The sequence below is a fragment of the Bradyrhizobium sp. BLXBL-01 genome, from assembly GCF_051853025.1.
Classification (GTDB): Bacteria; Pseudomonadota; Alphaproteobacteria; order Rhizobiales; family Xanthobacteraceae; genus Bradyrhizobium.
Window position 1 is genome coordinate 4,168,529 of sequence record NZ_CP182471.1, and the last position, 23,475, is coordinate 4,192,003.

The 23,475-nt window shown below is 66.2% G+C and carries 19 protein-coding genes and 1 tRNA gene; 17 read left to right on the plus strand and 3 right to left on the minus strand.

The window, feature by feature from the left end; translation table 11 throughout:
* Positions 1-444 precede the first annotated feature (444 nt).
* Both ACNJYA_RS19385 and ACNJYA_RS19390 read left to right on the plus strand, forming a co-directional pair.
* Positions 445-1,242 carry a Spy/CpxP family protein refolding chaperone gene (locus tag ACNJYA_RS19385; RefSeq protein ID WP_172789621.1) on the plus strand — a complete coding sequence of 266 codons (798 nt, stop codon included), beginning with the start codon at positions 445-447 and terminating at the stop codon, positions 1,240-1,242.
* 108 nt (positions 1,243-1,350) lie between these two features.
* Positions 1,351-1,728, plus strand: coding sequence for a response regulator (locus tag ACNJYA_RS19390; protein ID WP_172789622.1), 378 nt, complete (start codon positions 1,351-1,353; stop codon positions 1,726-1,728).
* Positions 1,729-1,763: 35 nt separating this feature from the next.
* On the opposite strand, the gene ACNJYA_RS19395 is transcribed toward ACNJYA_RS19390, so the two are convergent.
* The gene (locus tag ACNJYA_RS19395) at positions 1,764-1,976 is read right to left on the minus strand and encodes a hypothetical protein (protein WP_172789623.1); all 213 of its coding nucleotides are present in this window, start codon (positions 1,974-1,976) and stop codon (positions 1,764-1,766) included.
* Positions 1,977-2,114: 138 nt separating this feature from the next.
* Positions 2,115-3,086, minus strand: coding sequence for a glucokinase (gene glk / locus ACNJYA_RS19400; RefSeq protein WP_172789624.1), 972 nt, complete (start codon positions 3,084-3,086; stop codon positions 2,115-2,117).
* Between the two features lie 267 nt (positions 3,087-3,353).
* Between glk and pncA the strand changes: the two genes are divergently transcribed.
* The 13 genes from pncA (at position 3,354) to ACNJYA_RS19465 (ending at position 18,603) form a co-directional block, all read left to right on the plus strand.
* Positions 3,354-3,980, plus strand: coding sequence for a bifunctional nicotinamidase/pyrazinamidase (gene pncA / locus ACNJYA_RS19405; protein WP_172789625.1), 627 nt, complete (start codon positions 3,354-3,356; stop codon positions 3,978-3,980).
* Between the two features lie 16 nt (positions 3,981-3,996).
* Positions 3,997-5,112 carry an alpha/beta fold hydrolase gene (locus tag ACNJYA_RS19410; RefSeq protein WP_439400559.1) on the plus strand — a complete coding sequence of 372 codons (1,116 nt, stop codon included), beginning with the start codon at positions 3,997-3,999 and terminating at the stop codon, positions 5,110-5,112.
* A 142-nt stretch (positions 5,113-5,254) separates the two neighbouring features.
* Complete coding sequence (locus ACNJYA_RS19415) at positions 5,255-7,288, plus strand: NAD(+) synthase (protein WP_439400560.1); 2,034 nt, start codon at positions 5,255-5,257, stop codon at positions 7,286-7,288.
* 30 nt (positions 7,289-7,318) lie between these two features.
* Entirely contained in the window at positions 7,319-7,702 is a 384-nt protein-coding gene (locus ACNJYA_RS19420) for a GrlR family regulatory protein (RefSeq protein WP_439400561.1), read from the plus strand.
* 86 nt (positions 7,703-7,788) lie between these two features.
* A complete protein-coding gene (locus ACNJYA_RS19425) occupies positions 7,789-9,051 on the plus strand; it encodes a DUF1236 domain-containing protein (RefSeq protein ID WP_439400562.1) in 1,263 nt (420 codons plus the stop codon).
* A 459-nt stretch (positions 9,052-9,510) separates the two neighbouring features.
* On the plus strand, positions 9,511-10,326 hold the full coding sequence (locus ACNJYA_RS19430; protein ID WP_439400563.1) for a sugar phosphate isomerase/epimerase family protein: 816 nt from the start codon (positions 9,511-9,513) through the stop codon (positions 10,324-10,326).
* 30 nt (positions 10,327-10,356) lie between these two features.
* On the plus strand, positions 10,357-11,994 hold the full coding sequence (locus ACNJYA_RS19435) for an ABC transporter substrate-binding protein (protein ID WP_439400564.1): 1,638 nt from the start codon (positions 10,357-10,359) through the stop codon (positions 11,992-11,994).
* Between the two features lie 2 nt (positions 11,995-11,996).
* On the plus strand, positions 11,997-12,980 hold the full coding sequence (locus tag ACNJYA_RS19440; RefSeq protein ID WP_439400565.1) for an ABC transporter ATP-binding protein: 984 nt from the start codon (positions 11,997-11,999) through the stop codon (positions 12,978-12,980).
* Positions 12,977-13,963 (plus strand): ABC transporter ATP-binding protein, encoded by a 987-nt coding sequence (locus tag ACNJYA_RS19445; protein ID WP_212257092.1) that lies wholly within the window; start codon positions 12,977-12,979, stop codon positions 13,961-13,963. Before ACNJYA_RS19440 ends, ACNJYA_RS19445 begins: the two co-directional genes overlap by 4 nt.
* The gene (locus tag ACNJYA_RS19450) at positions 13,963-14,892 is read left to right on the plus strand and encodes an ABC transporter permease (RefSeq protein WP_212257091.1); all 930 of its coding nucleotides are present in this window, start codon (positions 13,963-13,965) and stop codon (positions 14,890-14,892) included. The genes ACNJYA_RS19445 and ACNJYA_RS19450 overlap by 1 nt, the downstream gene beginning before the upstream one ends.
* Positions 14,889-15,749, plus strand: a complete 861-nt coding sequence (locus ACNJYA_RS19455; RefSeq protein WP_212257090.1) for an ABC transporter permease — start codon at positions 14,889-14,891, stop codon at positions 15,747-15,749. The genes ACNJYA_RS19450 and ACNJYA_RS19455 overlap by 4 nt, the downstream gene beginning before the upstream one ends.
* 288 nt (positions 15,750-16,037) lie before the next feature.
* Positions 16,038-17,888, plus strand: a complete 1,851-nt coding sequence (ilvD, locus tag ACNJYA_RS19460; RefSeq protein WP_439400566.1) for a dihydroxy-acid dehydratase — start codon at positions 16,038-16,040, stop codon at positions 17,886-17,888.
* Positions 17,889-18,285: 397 nt separating this feature from the next.
* Positions 18,286-18,603 carry a hypothetical protein gene (locus tag ACNJYA_RS19465; protein WP_172788926.1) on the plus strand — a complete coding sequence of 106 codons (318 nt, stop codon included), beginning with the start codon at positions 18,286-18,288 and terminating at the stop codon, positions 18,601-18,603.
* A gap of 75 nt (positions 18,604-18,678) precedes the next feature.
* On the opposite strand, the gene ACNJYA_RS19470 is transcribed toward ACNJYA_RS19465, so the two are convergent.
* Positions 18,679-22,083, minus strand: a complete 3,405-nt coding sequence (locus tag ACNJYA_RS19470) for an autotransporter outer membrane beta-barrel domain-containing protein (protein ID WP_439400567.1) — start codon at positions 22,081-22,083, stop codon at positions 18,679-18,681.
* A gap of 494 nt (positions 22,084-22,577) precedes the next feature.
* On the opposite strand from ACNJYA_RS19470, the gene ACNJYA_RS19475 reads away from it, so the two are divergent.
* The gene (locus ACNJYA_RS19475; protein WP_036028057.1) at positions 22,578-22,901 is read left to right on the plus strand and encodes a hypothetical protein; all 324 of its coding nucleotides are present in this window, start codon (positions 22,578-22,580) and stop codon (positions 22,899-22,901) included.
* A 278-nt stretch (positions 22,902-23,179) separates the two neighbouring features.
* Positions 23,180-23,269: transfer RNA gene (locus ACNJYA_RS19480), tRNA-Ser, on the plus strand.
* Positions 23,270-23,475: the final 206 nt, after the last annotated feature.

Below are 23,475 nucleotides of genomic sequence, written 5' to 3' on the forward strand. Positions count from 1 at the left end.
TGTTGTTGGAGTTTCCTCTGAGACTTCTTTCTTGAGTTCTTGTTGCTCGATTTTCTTGTTGGTGCCGTCGGCAGGCGTGAGGCAATTCACGCAGGTCGCGGCAAATTGGTAGCGCGATCAGATCATGATTGATCGCATCTGTCGAGAAAGCCGAATGGCTTGGCGTCTAAAACTAATGGTGTGCCCGGAAACGTCGCAATGCGTGGCGAGCGATGCGGCTGCAGGCGCGGCGCACGGTGTTTTTTGCGACGCACACTTCGCGCCAAACGGTCTCAAACGCTGTCGTGCGCATTTACGCCGCAGTTTGGATAAACGCTTCGCGTGAAAGACTTTTCGGGCGTGGACAGCAATCGGCCGCGTCTGGACCTCGAAGCGGCGGAAACGATAGAGTTGCGCCTAGTGGCTGACTCCCGCTGACAGGCCAGATCGATGATGGAGACGAGAATGATCAAACCGGCGCTACCCGCGCGGCTTCACCTGCGGCGATGCCTTGCGCTGGGATCCGTGCTCGCGCTGTTGCTCGGGGCAGCCGCGGTGGCGAATGCGCAAGGTCTCGTCAAGGGCGTTCAGGAAGGCGCAGCGGCCGGAAACAAGGCGGCAGGTCCGGTCGGTGGCGTGCTCGGCGGCGCCATCGGCGGCGTGGTCGGCGTCTTCACCGGCGTGCTCGGCGTCGGCAACAATAGCAATCAGGCGCCGCCGCCCAAGGAGGCCGGCAAGGACACGGCCAAGGATTCCAAGCAGCCGGGCGGGGCCAAGGACAAGGACGCCAAGAGCGCCAAGGGCAAGGGCGCCAAGGCGACCAAGGAGGCGAAGAACGCGCCGCAGGACAACAAGGGCAAGGACAACAAGGAAGTCACGGTTCTGACTCAGCCCGGCGCGCCGCAGCTGACCGCCGAGCAGATCGTCGCCAACAGCGATTCCTACATCGAGCGGATCAAGAGCCAGCTGAACCTCACGCCGGATCAGGAGAAGCACTGGTACGGATTCTCGAGCGCGATGCACTACCTCGGGCATAATGGCGCAGAGCGGCTCAACCTGCGGATTGCGCGCGCCAAGCGCGATCCGCCCGACGACATCATCGAGCAGATGCGCAACGAGGCCCAGTTTCTGATCGATCGCGCCGCCGATCAGCGCAACGTCGCCGACGCCGCCGAGCCGCTCTTTTCGAGCCTCGACGACAAGCAGAAGCAGGTGTTCATCCAGGAGATGGTGCACCTCAGCCACGAGCGTGGGCTGGATTGATCAAGTTGAATCGGTTCGGGCGCGTCTGAATTAACGCCGCCACGAATTCGTGTATCCACAGCGCAATTCGGTTATGCTTAGCTTCGCAAGGCTGATTGCGGGGTTGATATGGCGGACGGACTCTCCGTTTTCCTGGTCGAAGACGAGGCGTTGATCCGGATGATGATCGCCGACATGGTGGAGGAGCTCGGCCACCACGTCGTTGCGGAGGCAGACAATGTGCGCGACGCCAGCGCCTTTGCCATGACCGCGCAGTACGATCTGGCCATCCTCGACATCAATCTGATGGGCGTCTATGTCGATCCCGTCGCCGACCTGATCGAACGTCGCGGAAAGCCGTTTCTGTTCGCCACAGGCTACGGTCCGGAACTGCTGCCGTCCTTGCTCCGGCGCAGGCCGATCCTGCGCAAGCCGATCGCGATGGATCAGCTCAAGGCAATGATCGATTCGATGTTTCCCGAGCCGTCAGCCAAAATCCCGAGCTGACCGATCGCGCCTTTGGCGCATGGCCGGAGAGGGGCTCAACCGGCAGGGGTGCGGCCGTTCCTCAGCACCCTGGCAATGGTGTGAGCCGTCATGGCCGCGCGGTCCGAAGCGCGCTGGGCAGCCAGCTGATCGCGGGCCTTTTCCTCGATCAGGAGCTCGATGAGCGCCAGCCGCTTGTCTTCGCTGTCCGCTTCGCGCAACAGGCGGTGATAGCGATGATAGTCGAAACCCGGATCCTGCTTACGCATGTCACGCCCCCGCAACTACGCCACACACGGGGAGATTGTTTCTCATCGGGAACACGCAGGCAAGCACGAACCTGCGTGGAACCGCCGGTAGGCTGAATCAGCTGTGCATGAGGGGAACTCGCCGCGCGGAGGTCGCCCTCAGCCGGGATTGTGCTCGGCAAACATCGTCAGGCCGAGGAAGCTCGCATCGGGCTTGATCACGAGCCTGGTCGGGATATTGCGCAAATAGTCCTGAAACCGTCCCTTGGCTTCAAAGCGCGCCCGGAACGCGGAGGCGGCGAGGAACTCGCGGAAGCGCGGCACGATTCCGCCGGCAATATAGACGCCGCCGCGGGCGCCGAAAGTCACCGCGAGATTGCCGGCGACCGAGCCGAGGATGGCGCAAAACATCTCCAGCGTCGCGCGGCTGACCGGACAGCTGTTCTCCAGCGCAGCCTTGGTGATCGCGGCGGCATCGCGATGCGGCACCTGAACGCCGTCAATCTCGGCCAGCGCCTCGTAGAGGTTCTGCAGCCCGGAACCCGAGAGGGCGCCGCGCTCGATGGAGACATGGCCGAGGCGCCGGCGCAAGCAGGCAATCACGCGCTCCTCGCGCTCGTTCTCGGCCGGCAGGGTCGCATGTCCGGCCTCAGTGACGACGGCCAATCGCGAACCATGGCGGTCGACCAGGCAGGAGACACCAAATCCGGTTCCGGGCCCCACGACCAGCAACGGCTCTCCGGGCAAGCCGTCGCCGCCGCCGAGCGGGACCAGGTCGGAAGACTCCAAGGCGGGCAGGGACCAGGCCACCACCTCGAAATCGTTCAGCACATGGACGCTGTCGAAGCCGAGCGCGCCCTGCAGCTCGTTGCCGTCGATGACCCAGGGGCTGTTGGTCATGACGCAGCGATTGTTGGTGACGGGACCTGCCACGGCCAGCACCGCGCGATGGGGCTGCTCGCCGTTCGACCGGCGCGCCAGCACGTCCGCGATGGCTTCTCGGACGGTCGGGAAGTCCGCGACCTTGACATAGTCGATCGGTCCGGTCTGACCGCTCGGGCTCAGCGCGAAGCGCGCATTGGTGCCGCCGATATCGGCGAGAAGAATTTTTCCGGTCTTGCCGATATTCATGGCCTCATCGCCGCCACGACCTTCAGGCCCTGGCAGCCCTGTCCTCCGCTCCTTCGACCCGATCCGCCTGGCGCGGGCGGTGCGAGAATCTGCCCTTGGGTGCGCCTAGTCAACACGGACGAGGTCAAACCGTTGCATCGTGGCGGCTTGCACTGACCAATTCGCGCAGCTGCCGCGCGCGCCAGTGGTTGCGAAGCAGCGCGGGAAGGCCGACACTGAGCTGGCTCGCCCGGTGCCCTCGCGCCCGGCAGATCGAATGGGACGGCGATGAAGATTTCCGACCGCGACGTGCTGCTGGTGATCGACGTACAGAACGACTTCTGCACCGGTGGGGCGCTCGCCGTTCCCGGTGGCGAGAAGGTCGTCCCCGCCATCAACAGGATCGCCCAAAAATTCGCCAATGTGGTGCTGACGCAGGACTGGCATCCGAGCGACCACGCCTCGTTCGCGCCGAACCATGCCGGCAAGCAGCCGTTCCAGACCATCGAGCTCGACTACGGACCGCAGGTGCTCTGGCCGACGCATTGCGTGCAGGGCACGGCCGGCGCGGAATTTCACCGCGATCTCGACGTGACGCGGGCGAGCCTCGTCGTGCGCAAGGGCTTTCGCCGCGGCATCGATTCCTATTCGGCGTTGTTCGAGAACGACCATCGGACACCGACCGGGCTGCTGGGTTATTTGCGCGAACGCGAGCTGAAGACCGTCTTTGTCGCCGGCCTGGCGCTGGACTTCTGCGTCCGCTTCTCGGCGGAAGATGCGCGCAAGGCGGGGCTGGAAGTCGCCGTCATCGAGGATGCCTGTCGCGGCATCGATCTAGACGGCTCGGTCGCGGCGACCCATCGGAGTTTTCGGGACCTCGGCATTGCTGTCGTGAGCCTCGAGGCTTTTTTGTGAGGATGTCGAGGTAGCCATGGTGGACAAGACCGCCAAACCGCCACGCGGGCCAGGGCAGGCTCCCGATGATCCGCGGCTCTGGCCGTTTGCGGCGGCGCAGCTCGCCATGGATGCCTGCTTCTGGTGGCTGGAGCGGGCACCCGAGAAACAGGGTGACAGCAGCCTGCCATGGACGACGCCGAGCCGCGTTGCGCTGGAGCTCGCAACGGTGCGCTTGCGCGATTGCTCGCAGACCCGGTCCGGCCAGCCGGCGCTGGTCTGCGCGCCCTATGCGCTGCACCGGGCCCTGATCGCCGATTTCGCCCCAGGCCACAGCGTGGTGCAGTCGCTGCAGAATGGCGGCATCGACCGGGTTTATCTCACCGACTGGCGGTCGGCGACACCGGACATGCGCTATCTCTCGATCGACAGCTATCTCGGCGATCTCAACGTCGCCATCGACGAGATCGGCGCTCCGGTCGATCTCGTCGGGCTGTGCCAGGGCGGATGGCTGTCGCTGCTCTATGCCGCGCGCTTTCCAGCCAAGGTGCGGCGGCTGGTTCTCGTCGGTGCTCCCGTGGACCTGTCGATCGAGTCCTCGCTGTCCCGGCTCGCCCGTAACGCACCCGAGCTGGTCTATGACCAGCTCGTCGCGCGCGGCGGCGGCAATGTCAGCGGCGAGGAGATGCTGCGCTTCTGGTCCAAAGCGCCTGACCACGACGCTATCGTGGCGGCATTGCAGCGGGATGTCTCGGACGAGCAGGGCACTGAGCTGCTGGCGCGGTTCGACCATTGGAACGCCGAGACGCTCAACCTGCCGGGCACTTATTATCTCGAGATCGTCAACGCGATTTTCCGGAAGAACCGGATCGCCGAGGGCAGTTTCGTCGCGCTCGGCCGCCCGATCGATCTGAAGGACGTCAGGGCGCCGATCTTCCTGCTCGCCGGGCTCGACGACGATGTGGTGCCGGCGACGCAAGCGCTCGCCACGGCCGGCCTCGTCGGCACGGCACCTGCCTTCATCGCGGCAGCGTCCGAGCCCAGCAACCATCTCGGCCTGTTCATGGGCGCGCGCACCCATGCGCACGCCTGGCCCCGGATCGCCGGGTGGCTGCGCAGCGATCTGCCCGGCGTGCTGGCCCGCAGCGCCTGAGCTCGCGGGCATAGGACCGGCCGAGGCGCAAATCCGTTATGCATGATGCCGGATGGCCTGCACGGGGCCAGATCGATGGGCTACATATGACCGGAGCTGACGGCGGCGGCCGCCGGCAAGAGACTTAAGGGTACTGCGCTCGATGACTTTCCACTCGATTTACGCCCATGGATTTGCGCGCGTGGCGGCCTGCGTGACCACCTCCCACGTCGCCGATCCCACGGCCAACGCGAAAGCCGTCCTGGCGGCGGCCAATGCCTGCCATGAGCAGTCGGTCGCGGTTGCCGTGTTTCCCGAGCTGTGCCTGTCCGGTTATGCCATCGAGGACCTGGTGAAGCAGGATCCGCTGCTCGATGCGGTCGAGCGCGGGCTCGCAGGGATCGTTGAGGCCTCCGCTGGGCTGATGACGGTCCTGATCGTCGGGGCGCCGCTGCGCTTTGGCAATCGCATCTACAACTGCGCCGTCGTCATTCATCGCGGCAACGTCCTCGGCGTCGTGCCGAAATCTTACTTGCCGACCTATCGCGAGTTCTACGAGGGACGGCATTTCGCCTCCGGCGCCGGCATCGCCGGCGAGACCATCGCCTTTGGCGGCATGCACGCGCCGTTCGGCGTGGATCTCCTGTTCGCGGCCGAGGACGTTCCAGGCCTCACCATCGGCGTCGAGATCTGCGAGGACATGTGGATCCCGGTGACGCCGGCCTCGGAGCTCGCGCTTGCGGGCGCGAGCGTGCTGATCAACCTCTCGGGCAGTCCGATCACGATCGGCCGGGCGCGCTCGCGCGCGCTGCTGTGCCAATCGACCTCGGCGCGCTGCCTCGCAGCTTACGTCTATTCCGCAGCCGGGGCCGGGGAATCCACCACCGATCTCGCCTGGGACGGCCAGACCTCGATCTACGAGAACGGCGTGCTGCTGGCTGAGGGCGAGCGGTTCCGCCAGGGCGGCCAGATCACGCTGGCCGACGTCGATCTCGACCTGCTCAGGCAGGAACGCGCGCTGATGGGAACGTTCGACGACAACAGGCGGCAGCGCGAGGCATTTTTCCGCAAGGTGACATTTGCCCTGAAGCCGCCGGCGGCCGATATCGGCTTCCTGCGCAAGGTCGAGCGCTTTCCGTTCGTGCCGAGCGATGAGACCCTGCTCGAGCAGGACTGCTACGAGGCCTACAACATCCAGGTCGCCGGGCTGGTGCAGCGCATGCGCGCCACCGGCACCAAGCGCGTCGTGATCGGCGTCTCGGGCGGGCTCGATTCCACCCATGCCCTGATCGTCGCCGCCAAGGCGGTCGACCTGCTCGGCCTGCCGCGCGACAACATCCTGGCCTACACCATGCCGGGCTTTGCGACCGGCAGCGAGAGCAAGACCAACGCGCTCGCCCTGATGAAGGCGCTGCAGACGAGCTGGCAGGAGCTCGACATCCGCACCACGGCGACGCAGATGCTAAAGGATATCGGCCATCCCTTCGGCAAGGGCGAGAAGGTCTACGACGTCACCTTCGAGAACGTGCAGGCGGGCCTGCGCACGGACTATCTGTTCCGGCTCGCCAACCATCACGGCGGCATCGTGATCGGGACCGGCGATCTCTCCGAGCTTGCGCTCGGCTGGTGCACCTATGGTGTCGGCGACCAGATGGCGCATTACAACGTCAACGCCGGCGTGCCGAAGACGCTGATCCAGCATCTGATCCGCTGGGTGATCTCCTCCAAACAGTTCAGCGACGACGTCAATCGGACGCTCGGATCGATCCTGGCCGCCGAAATCTCGCCCGAGCTCGTGCCGGTCGAGGCCGGCGCGAAGCCGCAGAGCACGGAAGCGTCCGTCGGACCTTACGAGCTGCAGGATTTCAACCTGTTCTATACGCTGCGCTTCGGCATGCGGCCGTCCAAGATCGCCTTCATGGCGCTCCAGGCGTGGAAGGACGTTGCCAAGGGGGAATGGCCGCCGGCATTCCCGAGCGACCGGCGCAAGGCCTATGATCTGCCGGAGATCCGCCGCTGGCTGGACGTGTTCCTGCGCCGTTTCTTCGCCTTCAGCCAGTTCAAGCGCTCGGCCATGCCGAACGGGCCGAAGGTCTCGGCCGGCGGCGCGCTGTCGCCACGCGGCGACTGGCGCGCGCCCTCGGATTCAAGCGCGGCGGCATGGCTCGAGGATCTCGAGCGGAACGTACCGAACTGATCGGAGCAGCGGATCGGGTGGGATGATCGGATGACGGCTGGCGATGAGGCGGAAGCGGGTGAGGAGGCCCGGGTCGTCAACGGCCTCTACATCTTCGACATCGAGATGCGGGACGGCAAGCGTGGGCAGGCCAGGGGCGTGGTCGTGCTCTGCGACGGCCGCATCATGGGCGGCGACAGCTACTTCTACTACACCGGCAGCTACACCTTCCGTAACGGCAAGTGGCGGGGCGACATGATCGTCAACCAGCACACCGAGGCGGTCGGCAGGACGCTCGCATTCGGCGGCCGGGAGGTCACCTGCGGCTTTTCCGGCGTCTATTTTCCCGGGGGTGCGGAAGTCAAAGGCATGGCGCTGGTCGGCAAAACCACGGTGACATTCACGGCTCGCCTCACACTGAGGGACGCGATGTAGGCCTGATCCGTCCTCGTTCCTGCTCAGGAACCTTCGCACCCACAGAACGTTCGCGTCTGTTGTTGTGATTTTCGAGGAGAGGGATCATGCGCCGGCACTTGATGTTATCGACTGCTGCTATCGGACTGATGCTTGCTTCCGGAGTTGCCTACGCCCAGGCGCCCGGCGAGCGCAGGGACGAACCAAGACGGACCGAGGAACCGGCGAAGGGCGCCGGTCCGCAGCGCGGCGGAGCCCAGGAACGTGTTCAGGAGCGCGCGCAGGGCGCTCAAGAACGACTGCAGGGCGCGGGCCGCGAAGAGAAGGGCGGCGCTGCCAAGCAGGAGGCGAACGACGACAAGCGCCAGCCGGCCAGTTCTGCCGAGCGCAATCAGCCGAAGGGGAAGGATCAGGCACAAGAATCTCGCGAACCTTCGCGTGATCGCAACCGGGAGGCGGAGAGCACCAAGCCGGGACGCGACAGCAAGAGCAGCGCCGATACCAGGCAGGACAAGTCTGCGCCGCAGAAATCAACCGCAGAGTCCGAGAAATCCAAGACGGGGCCGGCGGGCGCGGCTGGCCAGCAGAACGAGCGGGCGGGAGCGACAGCCAACCAGAACGAGCGCAACCAGAGCCAGCCGCCGCGCAATGCCGCCGAGCAGCAGCCGCCGGCGCAACAGAACAACCGGCCGGCCACCGCGACGGATACCAGCCGCACGGCTCCGACCAACAATGCACAGACCGCGCCCGGCTCCATGGGCACACAAACCAATCAGGCCAACCAGACCACGCAGACCAACACGCAGGTCAATCAGCAGGCCCAGGTGACGACCGAGAGGCAGGTGCGGATCTCCGAAACCGTGAGCCGCGCGCGCCTCGCGCAGCCGGAGCGCAATCTGAACATCTCGATCCGGGTCGGCGAGACCATTCCCTCGCGCGTGCGTCTCCATCGGCTTCCGCCCGAGATCATCTCGATCGAGCCGCAATATCGGGACTACGAGTACTTTGCCACGGAGGACGACGTCGTCATCGTGGAGCCGCGCACCCATCGCATCGTCAGCCAGGTGCCGCGCGATCCGTCGCGCGCCCGCGCGCAGATGGGCGGCAGCGCGTCGTCGAGCATGGCGGCAGCCGGCGGAAGCAATGTGAACTGCCAGATCATGCGGCGTGATGCCTCGGGCAATGTGGCCCAGGCGGAACCTTCGACCGTTGGCTCGACCGCGCGCACGGATTCCCTGAGCGTGACGGTTCAGATGCCCGGCGGCGGCTCGTCCGCGCCGATTGCGCTCGGCACTGCCGCGGGGAATATCGTGGTCGCGACGCAAGGGCAGGGCGACTGCACGGTGACGATCGAGCCGCAGACGCGCTAAGCGCCGAAACAAAAGAGGCGCTGAAACGACAACGCGCCGCCCGGATGCCCACCGGACGGCGCGTTGCTGCGTTCAATCTAAAAAGTTTCGAGGTCCGGAGTGCCTAGGAGTCCGGACCTCGTCACCTTGCCCCAGCCTTCAATCCCCCGCCCCATGTGGTCCCCCAACCCCATGTAGCGCGATCAGAGGGTGATGCCCATGGAAGTGGCCGCCGATCGATGTCCCGCGATGTACGCGAAGGTCGGCTAGGATTCCATTCCGGATCACTACGGACACGATAGCGCTTGCCATGTGCCCGTTGAGCATCTCTCGCACCGATCGCCGCTGCCTCACTCGCCAACGCGCGCGGGCAGGAGATGTCCACATCTCGTCCGCGCTGCCGAAGACGGATTTCACCGGCCTGTCATTGAACTGGTCTAGCGCTGCTCTCCGTCATCGCTGACGACGAAGGAGCATGCCATGTCGAAGCCGGTGCTGGGCGCCGCATTGTCCATCAAATCGATCCCTGCGCATCGCGACTGGCTTCTCGAAAAGCAGCGCGATCTTGAAGTCCAGGACTTCTTCCGCGCCGATCTGCTCGATAGCGACTGGCGCGCAACCGCCGGCGAGATCAAGCAGATGCTTTCCGGTCACACCGGCCGGCTCGGCATCCACGGCCCGTTCTGGGGCTTCAAGATCGACAGCCACGATCCGATGATCCGCCAGGCCGTGACCAAGCGTCTGCTCCAGGGGCTGGAGGCCGCCGAGTTCCTCGGCGCCACGCAGATGGTGATCCACTCGCCGTTCACGACCTGGGACCACAACAATCTCGATCTCTATCCGGACAACCGCGCCAATATCGTCGAGCGCGTCAAGGCGACGCTGGCCGAGGTGATCGCGCGTGCCGAGACGATCGGCTGCGAGATCGTCATCGAGAACATCGAGGACAAGGACCCGCGCGACCGCGTGCGGCTCGCCAAGGCGCTGGAAAGCAGCAAGGTCCGGGTCTCGCTCGACACCGGACACGCCAACTATGCCCACATCTCCACCGGCGCGCCGCCGGTCGATTATTACGTCGAGACCGCCGGCGACATGCTGACGCATGTGCACCTGCAGGACACCGACGGCTTTGCCGACCGGCACTGGGCGCCGGGCGAAGGCAACATTCCCTGGGTGGCCGTGTTCCGCGCACTTGGCCGGCTGACTTCAAATCCGCGGCTGATCCTCGAACTCCGCAATCACGACGACGTCCGCAAGGGCGCGGCGCATCTCGCCGCGCTCGGTCTCGCCGAATAACCGACATCACCAAGGGCAGGGGTCATCCTCATGAGCAAGCTCACCCGTCGCACCATCCTGAAATCCGGCGGCGCCGCCGCAGGCACGTTGCTGCTGCCGCGCTTTGCCATCGCGCAAGCCGACAACCGTCCATCAGTGACGATCGCGGTGCAGAAGGTCACCAATGCGAACGTGCTCGACGTGCTGCGCGAGCAGTCCAATGTCGGCGAGCGCGTGTTCTTCTCCTCGATCTGGGAAGGCCTGATCTCGAAGAACTGGCGCGGCAATCTCGAAGCCGTGCCGGGCCTTGCCACCGAATGGCGCCGCATCGACGACCAGACGGTCGAGGCGAAGCTGCGCCAGGGCGTCAAGTTCCACAACGGCGACGAGCTGACGGCGGAAGACGTCGTGTTCACCTTCAGCCGCGAGCGCATGTTCGGCGAGACCGAGGCCAAGAACCGCTCCACCATCAAGGCGTTCGAGAAGATCCCGACGCCGCGCCCGGGCAAGGAGTTGCCGCCGGACGTCCCCGCGGTCGCCCGCCGCATCTGGCCGGACCTGGTGCGCGTCGATGCCGTCGACAAGTACACGGTGCGCTTCTACAACGCGACGCCCGACGTCACCATCGAGGGCCGGCTGTCGCGCTACGGCTCGGACATCATGAACCGCCGTGCCTGGGAAGAGGCGGCAAGCTATCTCGACTGGGCCCGAAAGCCGGTGACGACCGGCCCCTACAAGGTCGTGGAGCTCAAGCCCGACGTCTCGCTGACGCTGGAAGCCCACGACGAATATTGGGGCGGCCGGCCGCCGCTCAAGCGCATCCGCTTCCTCGAAGTGCCCGAAGTCGCCAGCCGCATCAACGGGCTGCTCTCGGGCGAATACCAATTCGCTTGCGACATCCCGCCGGACCAGATCGCCGGCATCGAGAAGAATTCCGCGTTCGAGGTGCAGGGCGGCACGATTCAAAATCACCGCCTCACCGTGTTCGACAAGAACCATGCCGTGCTCGCCAATCCGCTTGTGCGGCGCGCCTTCACCCATGCGATCGACCGCCAGGCGATTGTCGACAGCCTGTGGGCCGGCCGCACCCGCGTGCCGAAGGGCCTGCAATGGGAATTCTACGGCGACATGTTCAACGCCGACTGGAGCGTACCGGCCTATGATCCCAAGCTGGCGCAGGATCTGCTCAAGCAGGCCAATTACAAGGGCGACCCGATCCCGTACCGCCTGCTCAACAATTACTACACCAACCAGGTCGCGACCGCGCAGATCCTGGTCGAGATGTGGAAGTCGGTCGGCCTCAATGTGCAGATCGAGACCAAGGAGAACTGGTCGCAGATCATGGAGCGCGCGCCGACCCGCGCCGTGCGCGACTGGTCGAACTCGGCCGCGTTCAACGATCCGGTGTCGTCGCTGGTCGCCCAGCACGGCCCGAACGGCCAGCAGCAGCAGATCGGCGAATGGACCAACGCCGAGCTGAATACGCTCTCCGAATTCCTGGAGACGTCGACCGACCGCGCGGCACGCAAGAAGGCGTTCCGCCGCATGCTGGAGATCGCCGAGCGCGAAGATCCCGCCTACACGGTGCTGCACCAGAACGCGACCTTCACGGCCAAGCCGAAATCGATCAAGTGGAAGGCGGCGCCCGCCTTCGCGATGGATTTCCGCGCCGGCAATTTCGAGGTCTGAAGGTGCCCCCGCTGGTCAGCATCGAGGACTTGCGCGTCGCCTTCAATGGCGTGCCGGTCCTGCGCGGCGTCGATATTACCTTGCAAAAGGGCGAGGCCATCGGCCTCGTCGGCGAGTCCGGCTCCGGCAAGTCGGTGACGTGGCTGGCCGCACTCGGCCTGTTGCCGAGGCGTGCGCAAGTCTCGGGCTCGGTGCGGCTCGACGGGCGCCAGATTCTCGGCGCTCCGGCCGCCGAGCTCGACCAGGTCAGGGGCGGGCGCATCGCCATGATCTTCCAGGATCCGGCGAGCGCGCTCAACCCGGTGCTGACCATCCGCAAGCAGCTCTGCGAAGCGCTGGCGCTTCATCGCAATCTCTCCGGCAACGCCGTGAAGGCGGAAGCGCGGCGGCTGCTCGACCTCGTCGGCATTCCCGATGCGAGCCGCCGGCTGGAGGCCTATCCGCATGAATTCTCGGGCGGACAGGTCCAGCGCATCATGATTGCGATGGCGTTGGCCGGCAATCCCGATCTCCTGATCGCGGACGAGCCGACCACCGCGCTCGATGCCACCATTCAGGCCCAGATCCTGGAGCTGCTCTCCACGGTCCGCCGCGAGCTCGGCATGGCGATGGTGCTGATCAGCCACGACCTCGGCGTCGTCGCGGAGAATTGCGACCGTGTCGCCGTGATGTATGCCGGCCGCATCGTCGAGCAGGCCCCGAGCAACCAGCTGTTCGCCGATCCCGTGCATCCCTATGCGCAAGGGTTGATCGGCGCGCTGCCCCCGCTCGATGGTCCGCGGCGGCGCCTCACCGCCATCCCCGGCACGGTGCCTGATCCCGCGCACATGCCCGGCGGCTGCGCCTTCGCGCCGCGTTGCGCGCTGGTCGCGGAATCATGCGGACTTGCGGCGCCGAGCCTGGCGCCGATCGCCGATGATCGCAGCGTCGCCTGCATCCGCGCCGAGGCCTCGCGCCGCGCGCTGCTCGGGATTGCCGCCGAATGAGCCCGCCGCTCGTCGAGGTCTCCGCGATCTCGCGCACCTATGCGATGCGGTCCGGAATGTTCGGGCGAGCTGCGGCCGTGCATGCCGTCGACGGCGTGTCGCTGAGGATTGCCAGAGGCCAAACGCTAGGTCTCGTCGGCGAATCCGGTTCAGGAAAATCCACCACGGGGCGCATCGTGCTCGGCCTCGAGCCGCCCGACAGCGGCGAGGTGCGGTTCGACGGCAAGCCGATGGCCGCGCCTGGGACGACGGCGTGGCGCGCGCAGCGCGCGCGGGTGCAGATGATCTTCCAGGATCCGCTCGGCGCGCTCGACCGGCGGCTGCCGGTCGCAACGCAGATCCGCGAGCCGCTCGACATTCACGGCCTCGGCACGCCCCCGATGCGCGAGGAGCGCGTCCGCGAGCTGCTGCGCGCCGTCGAGCTCACGCCGGCGCATGGCGCGCGTTATCCCGGCGCGCTCTCCGGCGGCCAGCGGCAGCGCATCGTGCTGGCCCGGGCGCTCGCCACGAAGCCGGATTTCCTGGTTTGCGACGAGCCGGTCAGCGCGCTCGACGTCTCGATCCAGGCGCAGGTGGTGAACCTGCTCTGCGATCTCCAGGCGCAGCTGTCGCTGACGCTGCTGTTCATCAGCCACGATCTGCGCGTCGTCCGGCAGATCAGCAATGTCGTCGCCGTGATGTATCTCGGCCGCATCGTCGAGATCGGCAGCGCCGACGATCTGTTCGCGCGGCCCGAGCATCCCTACACCCAGGCGCTGGTCTCGGCCTCGCCCGCGCCGGGCCGCCGCAGCGCGGGCCGCATCGTTCTGGCAGGCGATCCGCCGAACCCGGCCGCGCGCCCCACCGGCTGCGCCTTCCATCCGCGCTGCCCGCGGGCGATCGCACGCTGTGCGAGCGAGGTGCCGGCGCTGTCCGCCGTCGGCGGCGACAGGCAGGTCGCCTGCCATCTCGTCACCGGCGCTGCGACACGGGACGCCGCGTGATGGGACGTTATTTCGCCATTCGGATCGGACGCGCCGCGCTCACGATCGTGCTCGTCGTCACCTTCGCCTTCATCGTGTTGCGGCTGTCGGGCGATCCCGCGCTGATGATCCTGGGGCCGGAGGCGCCGCCTGAGGTGCTCGCGGCGTTTCGCAAGGCCTGGGGCCTCGATGATCCGATCTGGGCCCAATATTTCGACTATTTCGGCGCCATCGCCAAAGGTGAGCTCGGCCGCTCCATGCGCGATGGCCGGCCCGCGATCGAGCTGGTGCTCGAACGCATCCCGGCGACGCTGGCGCTGACGCTGCCGGCGTTCTTTTTCAAGGTCGCACTCGGCATTCCCGCCGGGATCTACGCGGCGCTGCATCGGGGCTCGGGGATCGACCGCGCCGTGATGATGACGGCGGTCGCCGGCTTCACCGTCCCAAGCTTTGTACTGGCGCTGCTGCTGGTGCTCGTCTTCGCCGTGCAGCTCGGCTGGCTGCCTTCGGGCGGACAGGACAGCTGGCGCCACGCCATCCTGCCGATCGCAACGCTCAGCCTCGGCGGCGCGGCGGTGCTGGCGCGCTTCACCCGGAGCGCCATGCTGGAGGTGCTGGGCCAGCCCTATATCCGCACCGCCTCCGCAAAAGGCGTGCCGTGGCGCAAGGTGGTGACCTCGCATGCGTTGCCGAACGCGGCGATCCCGACCGTGACCATTCTCGGCTTCATGGTGGGCACGCTGATCGCCGGTGCCGTCGTGGTCGAGAGCGTGTTCGCCTGGCCGGGAGTAGGGCGCCTGCTCGTCGTCGCCGTCGCCAACCGCGATCTCGCGGTCGTGCAATGCATCCTGCTGCTGGTTGCGATGACCATGGTGACGTCCAACCTGATCGTCGACTTCCTCTACGGCTTCCTCGATCCGCGCCTGCGCAGCAAGGGAGCCCAAGCATGACCGACGCGACGCTGAAGGATACGTCTGTCCGCCGCTGCATCAGCCTGCCGGCCATTCCGGTCTCGGTTGCGCTGGCGGTCAGCTGGATCGTCGCGATGCTCCTGATCGCGGCCTTCGCGGAGAAGATCGCGCCTTACGGCTTCACCCAGCTCGACCTGCGCAACCGACTCGCTGCGCCCGGCAACGCCGCGCACTGGCTCGGTACCGACGAGCTCGGCCGGGACGTGCTGTCGCGGCTGCTCGTTTCCATCCGCATCTCGCTGCTGATCGCCTTCGGCGCCACCGCGATCTCGGCCGTAGCAGGCACCACGCTGGGCTTCCTCGCCGCGCATTTTCGTGGGGCCGTCGAGCAGCTCGTGCTGATGCTGTCCGACTTCCAGGCCAGCATGCCGTTCCTGATCATGGCGCTGGCCGTGCTCGCCTTCTTTGGCAATTCGCTGCCGCTCTTGATCGGCCTGATGGGCCTGTTCGGCTGGGAACGCTATGCCCGCATCGCACGCGGCCTTGCCATCTCGGCCAATGCGCAAGGCTACGCCGCCGCCGTCCGCCAGTTAGGCGCGACGCCGTCGCGGATCTACCTCCGACACATCCTGCCCAACATCGCCTCGACCCTGATCGTCTCGACGACCCTGGTCTTCCCCGAGGTGATCCTGATGGAATCCGGCCTGTCCTTCCTCGGCCTCGGCGTGCAGCCGCCGATGACCAGCCTCGGCAACATGGTCGGCTACGGCCGCGAATATCTGACCCGCGCGCCCTGGATCATGCTGGCGCCGGCGACCACCATCGTCGTGACCACGCTGGCCGTCTCCGTCATCGGCGACTGGCTGCGCGACCGGCTGGATCCGACGCTGCAGTAAGGCGCCGACGCCCCCACCGTCATTCCGGGGCGCGCCGAAAGGCGCGAACCCGGAATCCATCGTCCCGCGGGTGCTGCCGCCCGATGGATTCCGGGTTCGATGCTGCGCATCGCCCCGGAATGACGGAGAGCAAGACGGGCGACAAAAAGCCCGCGCCGGGAGCAGAGGAGCCCTGTCCAGCCCAAGTTCCCGTTGCGCCCGCCGGGTCCGTGCGCTATCCGGCCGGAAAGGCCTGAGGCGGCTCCACATTTTCCCGCCCGGCCCGCAAACCCGAGGACGGAAACCGCCATGCCAGCCTATCGCTCCCGCACCACCACCCACGGCCGCAACATGGCGGGTGCCCGCGGCCTCTGGCGCGCGACCGGCATGAAGGACGCCGATTTCGGCAAGCCGATCATCGCGGTGGTCAATTCCTTCACCCAATTCGTGCCCGGCCACGTCCACCTCAAGGATCTCGGCCAGCTGGTCGCCCGCGAGATCGAGCAGGCCGGCGGCGTAGCCAAGGAGTTCAACACCATCGCCGTCGATGACGGCATCGCGATGGGCCATGACGGCATGCTCTACAGCCTGCCGTCGCGCGAACTGATCGCCGACAGCGTCGAGTACATGGCCAACGCGCATTGCGCCGACGGCCTCGTCTGCATTTCCAATTGCGACAAGATCACGCCGGGCATGCTGATGGCAGCGCTCAGGCTCAACATCCCCGCCGTGTTCGTCTCGGGCGGGCCGATGGAGGCCGGCAAGGTCAAGCTGGCCGGCAAGACCAAGGCCGTCGACCTCATCGACGCCATGGTGGCGGCGGCCGATAGCAAGGTCAGCGACGACGACGTCAAGGTGATCGAGCGCTCGGCATGCCCGACCTGCGGCTCCTGCTCGGGCATGTTCACCGCCAATTCCATGAACTGCCTGACCGAGGCGCTCGGCCTCGCGCTGCCCGGCAATGGCTCGGTGGTCGCAACCCATGCCGACCGCAAGCGCCTGTTCGTCGAGGCCGGCCACACCATCGTCGACCTGGTCCGCCGCTATTACGAGCAGGACGATGCATCCGTGCTCCCCCGCAACATCGCCAACTCTAGGGCGTTCGAGAATGCGATGACGCTCGACATCGCCATGGGCGGCTCGACCAACACCGTGCTGCATCTGCTTGCCGCCGCCCATGAAGGGCAGGTCGAGTTCACCATGCGCGACATCGACCGGCTGTCGCGCCGCGTGCCCGTGCTCTGCAAGGTCGCCCCGTCGGTCGCCGACGTGCATGTCGAGGACGTGCACCGCGCCGGCGGCATCATGGGCATTCTCGGCGAGCTCGATCGCGCCGGGCTGATCGACACCTCTGTTACGACCGTGCACGCGCCGACCATGAACGAGGCGCTGGAGCGTTGGGACATCAAGCGCACCAAGAGCGAGACGGTGCGCACCTTCTATCGCGCCTCGCCCGGCGGCATCCCGACGCAAGTCGCCTTCAGCCAGGAGCGACGCTACGACGAGCTCGATGCCGATCGCGAGAAGGGCGTCGTGCGCGACCTCGAACACGCCTTCAGCAAGGACGGCGGTCTCGCCGTGCTCTACGGCAACCTCGCGCAGGACGGCTGCATCGTGAAGACCGCCGGTGTCGATGCCTCGATCCTGAAATTCTCCGGCCCCGCGCGCGTGTTCGAAAGCCAGGACGCGGCGGTCGAAGGCATTCTGGGCGGCAAGGTCGTCGCCGGCGAGGTCGTCGTGGTGCGCTATGAAGGCCCGCGCGGCGGCCCCGGCATGCAGGAGATGCTGTATCCGACCAGCTATCTGAAATCGATGGGCCTCGGCAAGGCTTGCGCGCTCGTCACCGACGGTCGCTTCTCCGGCGGCTCGTCCGGCCTGTCCATCGGCCATCTGTCGCCGGAAGCCGCCGAAGGCGGCAACATCGGCCTCGTGCGCGACGGCGACCGCATCGCCATCGACATCCCGAACCGCAGCATCAGCCTCGAGGTCTCCGACGAGGAGCTCGCCAAGCGCCGCGCTGCGGAGGAGGCGAAGGGCGATGCCGCTTGGCAGCCGGCCAACCGCAAGCGCAACGTCTCCACCGCGCTGCAGGCTTACGCCGCGCTCACTACCAGCGCCGCGCGCGGCGCGGTGCGCGAGGTGAAGCGGCGCGGCAAGTAAGCGCCTGATCGGCACCAAAAGGCTGGATCGAAGATCTTCGGAACGACGCGCGGCTCCGCGCGAGCACGCGCATGCGCCGTTGCAGGAAACGCGAAGCCGAAGCGGAGATTCGGAAAGAACGGCTCCCGCCTCCCCGGGGGGCGTGGGCTGGTTGGGTGGGGAGCGGGAGCCGTTTGCGCAGTGGGCACCCGACGTGCGGGCTCGCCCGCCAGGCACCGTCAACTTAGTGCATTTGTCCACATTTCGCTATTTAATTTCTATTAATTTTATTTTTATTTGTTATTTAATTGTGCCATTGTGAAAAATCGTCGAAATCCCTTTTTCCGAATTCGGCCGAGGCGGTCGCCGTATCGAGATCCGTCCGCACAAGTCCGGATTTCCAGTAGCGGAGTTAGCCATGAGTCATTCTCCCTCACTCGTGCCGCAAATCACGACAGACCGGGACGTCTATCTCGTGCTCGATGACTTCGGCCGCCGGCTGGGCCGGGCCTGGTGTGAGACGGCCGAGGAGGACGCCAATCGCGCGACCCTGCTCAGGCATCTCGCCGAGGGGCAGTATCTCCATCCCACACGGATCGTGGCCTTCAATACCGCGGAGGGATGGTCGCGGGATGCCACCGCCGAAATCGCCGATGAGCTGCGCCGCCGCTTCGTCGAGCTCGAGGAGACCGATCCCTCGCTGCTGGAGTTCCTGGAAAGAGCAGCGAGGCGTTGAAGCTCGACTGTCGAGGGCCGTCGCGACGGCGCTGCAGGCCAGGCCGCGCTCAGCACCAGCGGCGCGCGAAGTAGGCTAGAACGCCCAGGAGAATTTGCCCTTGGCAGCGTGATCGGTGACGGTGTTGCCGATCTGGCCCACATAGGAGAGGCCGACCGTGATGTGTCGGCCGAACGAAAGATCGAAGCCCGCTTCGGTGAGCAGCGAATCGCGCGCGATCGGCGCACCGGCGATCGTGAACGATGCCGGCGCGACCTGGAACGCCATCACGGCGGCCGGGGTCACGTTGTTGAAGGCATGCTGCCAGGCGACGGTCGCCCTCGGGATCAGCGTCATGTCGGGCGCCAGCGGCACGAAAGTGGCGGCGCGCGCGCCGAGCGTCGCATAGCCGGTTTCGAAGGTCTGCGCCGCAACGTTCAGTGCCGCCGGACCGCCGAGCTCGGCGGTCGCATCGATATGCACGCGCACCCACGCGGCCCCAGCGAAGGGCTCAAACGCCACCTTGCCGAATGCGACGCCGTAGCCGAGCTCGCCGAAGATCTGCCCGGTGCTGCCGTCAGTCCGCGAGGTCAGGCGATCGGCCAAGCCGACGATGTTCACCATCCGATCGGTATCGATCTTGTGCAATGCATAGGCGCCGCCCGCCCGCAGATTGATGTTGCCGAAGCGCCAGCCGCCATAGCCGGCGATGTGGGCGGTATCGACGTTCGAAGAGCCGCGACCGTCGAGCAAGTTCTTGGTGCCGGTATAGCCTGCGGCCAGGCCGAGACGGCCGGCGCCGCCGACGCGCGTATCGAAGCCAGTGATGAAGCCGGCGAGATCACGCCGCACGCCGGTTGCATTGCCGTCGCCGCTGAACGTGCCCCAGGCGCCCAGGCCCTGAGCCCAGAACACGGTGTCGGAGATCGGCCGCGGCGGCGCCATCGGCGCTTTGGTCGCCACAGGCGATTTGCCGTAGGCGAGGGCGGTCTCCATGGCGTAGGCGGCGAACGCGGTCTGGGGGCCGCCAAGCGAGAACGCGCCCATGAAGTCCATGTCACCGCCATACGAGGCCTGCCGCAAGCGGCCGAGGATCGCGCCGCGCATTGCCAGGCTGTCGTTCGCCAGAGTCCCGACCGTGGAGGCGTGCACCTCGCCCGACAATTGATCCAGCGCGGCGTTGAGCTGCGGCGAAGTCAATCCGATCAGCGCCGAGAATGCGCTGCTGCCGCCGAGAAAGGCGGAATCGACCGCGCCTGCGGTCGCGATCTGGTTGCGGGTGCCGTTGACCAAAAACGGCGAGACGAGCGCCTGGTCGAGCACGAGATAGACGTTATTCGCGTCGTACTCGATATGCGGCCGCGTGGCGCCGAAATTGCCCGAAACGGTCAGCGCTCCGAAGGTCCCGCCGAGTGTGCCTGTGGCGTTGAGCACGGTGTAATGCGTGCCCGCCGTATAGGCCCCGCCGGTGCCGATGGCGCGCAGCGTGCCGGCGAGGGTCGCGTTACCGGTCACATTGGTGCGGTCCGCCGTGGCCGGCGAGACCTCGACGACGTAATTACTGCCACCGGTGAAGGTGAGATTGCCACTCACCGTCATCGTGCCGATCGAGTTGCCTGGCGCGAGCGAGCCGCCGGCGTTGATGATGGTCGACGACACCATGCCGGTGCCGCCGAGCGTGCCGCCGGCATTCACCGTGAAGCCGCCGGTCGAGGTCATGTCGCCGTTCACCGACAAGGTACCGCCATTGATCGTCACGAATGCGGTCGTCGTCGACGTTCCCGTGAGCGCCCAGTTCGAGGAGCCTGTCTTATCGATCAGCCCCCAGCCGGTGTCGATCTGGCTTGCATTGAACGTGTTCGCCCCCGTGCCGGAGAAGCGGATCGTATCGGCGCCGCTGCCGACGACCAGGCCGGTGAGCGTGGCGCCGGGGCCCTGCATCTCCAGCGTGCTTCCGGCGTTGTCGAACCGCACCGCCTCGAAAAACGCCGCGATCGTGCCGGCATTGACGATGGTCGTGGCACCGAAGGCACGGACACCTCCGTCCCCGCTGATGGTGCCGAAATTGTTGATGATGTTGTTCGTGCCGTTGACCGTGATGCCGATGAACTGGGATGCGGCGACGGTCGCGCCCGCGGCGATGTTGATGGTCGCGCCGCCGCTGCCGGATGCAGTCGCGCCGATGCCCGGGGTGGTGAAGCCCCCGGCGCTGCCGAGGACGGTGCCGGCATTCACGTTGACGGTGATGCGGCCATCGACGGCATTGGCGATGATACCGCCGCCGAAGGGTCCTTGGATGTTGCCGGACGTGGTAATGTTGATGTTGCCGCTTCCGGCCGTGGCTGCGTTGATGCCCGTCGATGCGACATCGATAGTGCCGCTGCTGGTGATGGTGATATCGCGGGAATTTGCGGCATTGGAGATCACCGCGTTGATGCCGATATCGCCTCCAGTGATCGCACCCCCCTGCTGCACGGTCACGGCTCCGGTGCCGCTCGTGTCGGCCTGGATGCCGTAGGCTGCCGGGTCGGTGAGCGTGATCGCGCTGGTGGATGCCGTGTTGACCGCGACAGTCCCTGATCCCGTCGGGCCGATGCTTGCGATGATGCCCCGGTTGGTCGCGAAGATTGTGCCGCCGGTCTGGTTGACGTTGACGTCCCCATTGCCCGTGGCACCGAAGGCGGACGCCAGGATGCCGGTCTGGAACGACGTGGCGGCGCTGGCGCCGCCGATCGTGGCATTCGAACTGACGGTCAGGGCTCCGGTCCCGAAGATGTCGAAGCCTCTGTTGGCGGTGGCGCCGCTCGCGTTGATGATGGCGCCGTTGCCGGTCCATGCCACGGACACGTCACCGCCGCTGAGCAGCGCGCCGCCGCCGCCCGGCCAGAGCGTCGTCAGCGACCCGCCGTTCAGGGCCAGGTTGATCGCGTTCGACGCGGACGCGACAATGGCGGTCGACCCCTGGAAATTCGGTGTCACGGGCGTCCCGCTAGTCCCGATGGTGATGCTGCCGGAGGCGAGGAAGGTGAGACCGGGCGAATTGCCAGCCAGGTTGCTGGCGCTGCCGTTGCCGGAATAGGTGATGCTGCCGGCGCTGGTGCTGACGGCCAGCGCACTCGCCGGCTGATTGGTGGTCAGGGCGCCGTTGTTGACGACGTTGACGTCGCCCCCGCTCGCGGCGATGGCGAGCCCATAGCCACTGACCGTCTGGCCGGCATTGATTGTGGCGCTCACCGAACCCGTGCTGAACGCCTGGGTCCGGTCGGTCGATGAGGCGCTTGCCGCGTTCGTATTGACCGTGTTCGTCGTGACCGTGCTGTTGCAGGTGACCGTGTTGGGACCAGCCGTCACGGCGCAGGCGGCGAGGGCGCTGCCGGGATGCGCGGCGACGATTGCGATGGATGCGGCCGCGAAGACCGCAAGCAGGGCAGACTTGTTACCAGATGAGAGCTTGCCGCCCAAGGCGCACCGGTCGCGCCGCGACACTGACCAAAGATGCATCCGCCAACCCCTGCCGACAGCTCGGCAATCCTAAGGTGCCGGCCGACGATTCTTTGCGACGGATCATGTCAGATCCGGCCACGCGGGTCAGCAGGGTGAGCCGCAACCTGGGCGAGATAGATGCACAAGTTGCGGTCATCAACCGCGAGGATTGACGGATTTTCGGCGGGTGTGATCCCAGAGCCACGCGGACGGGCGGCCCGTCATTCGGCCCGATGCGGTCGGCGCGCGCGCCGCGATGCCGATCCGAGATCGCCTTTGCGCGTTCTGAAGGCGCCGCGTCGTCTGTCCTTCGCGCGATGGTCAATGAGTTCTGAACGTCCGGCGAAAGCGTGCCATTCGCATTAAGGATGCCTTGATGAACTTCAGCAGCCCTGGATTTTGCGGCGTATACTCGCGGCCACCTTCGCAAATCCATTTCGGGCAACTGGGGCACCTCCGCAATGTCTCGTACTCTCGCCGTTGTCTTCTCCACGGCCGTCGCCGCGATTTCCATGACGGGCGCAGCCTCCGCCGGCTGCTACAATTGCTACACGCCGCCGCCGTGCACGACCTGCTACCAGCAGCAATACGTGCCGCCGCAATACCGCACCGTCGACGAGACCGTGATGGTCTCGCCTGGCTCCGTCGTCGCGCATCGCACGCCGGCGCAGTATCGCACCGTGATGGTGCCGCAGACCGTGATGGTGGCGCCGCCGAGCGTCCAGTACGAGCGCATCCCGCCGCAATACGCCACCCGCCAGCGCGTTGAGATGGTCTCGCCGGGCTATTCCTATTACGCCCCGGTGCAGATGAACTGCGCCTCCTGCGGCTACTGACGCGCGCGCACGATAACCGGCTTCGAGCGGCGCTCCCCACGGGGCGCCGTTTGCTTTTGGCGAAGCGCAAAACGAGGCCCGGGTATGGAGACCAATCCGGCCGGGCCTCGCAACCGGCGACGCCCTGGGAGATGTCGCCGGTGTCCGCGGATTTGCCGAAGGTACAGCCTAAGCGAACAGGCTGACGCTTGCCTGACAACAGGCCGGAGGCGAGGGCAGGCCAACTTCGCGTTGCCTTGGGCGGGCGACTGGGTTAAGCGACAGCCATTCCAGGCTCAGGAAGGGTGGCCGAGTGGTTTAAGGCACCGGTCTTGAAAACCGGCGTGCCCGCAAGGGTACCGTGGGTTCGAATCCCACCCCTTCCGCCATAAATCGCCCTAAGTTCCCTTCATGGGGTGGCACGCTCCTTGCCAATTGGACTTGCCCAAGCATGGAGGCGTGCACCGATGGCACAGCGAGTTCGTATCTTAAAGCAATCCAAGTCCGGTTTGACACATATTGCCCGCGAGCTGGTGAGACTGTTGGACTCGATCGAAGAGCTCGAGGAGCTGCGAGAAAGGGTCCGGCGCGCCGA